The organism is Alteromonas sp. KUL106 (assembly GCF_009811415.1).
GTDB lineage: Bacteria > Pseudomonadota > Gammaproteobacteria > Enterobacterales > Alteromonadaceae > Alteromonas.
In genome coordinates this window covers 1-344 of the sequence record NZ_BLIG01000108.1, presented here as the reverse complement: position 1 = coordinate 344, position 344 = coordinate 1, and the positions used below count along the sequence as shown (strand labels likewise).

Annotated in this window: 1 protein-coding gene; it reads right to left on the bottom strand. The window is 44.5% G+C overall.

Annotation, left to right across the window (positions count from 1 at the left end):
- Positions 1-91: 91 nt before the first annotated feature.
- Positions 92-301, bottom strand: coding sequence for a hypothetical protein (locus GVO63_RS19425; protein ID WP_159582093.1), 210 nt, complete (start codon positions 299-301; stop codon positions 92-94).
- Positions 302-344: the final 43 nt, after the last annotated feature.

Here is a 344-nt window from a genome sequence, read left to right as displayed (position 1 = left end):
CAATAACGGGCGCATGCGCGTAGGGCATAATGGCGAAGCCGCCCTGCGTGTATGCGTCCCAGCGAACGCAGTGAGTGGGTTTATTGAGTTGTTATGTGGCATGCTTATGCGAAGAAAGAATGCTTGCAGTAGCCAATACAGTACCAATGAAAATGCCAGTGATACTGAACATTAGCCCCGCTTCTAGACCGGATAACACACCAGATTGTAATTGTGAGTAAACAGGCGATAGGCCGAAATATGCGCCGACAGCACAGCCAATAAAGCTGAATGACAAACCAATTTTAGATCCTAGTTTCATAGTTAAAAATCCTTCTTATCTTAATTTACCTTTGACACATAAC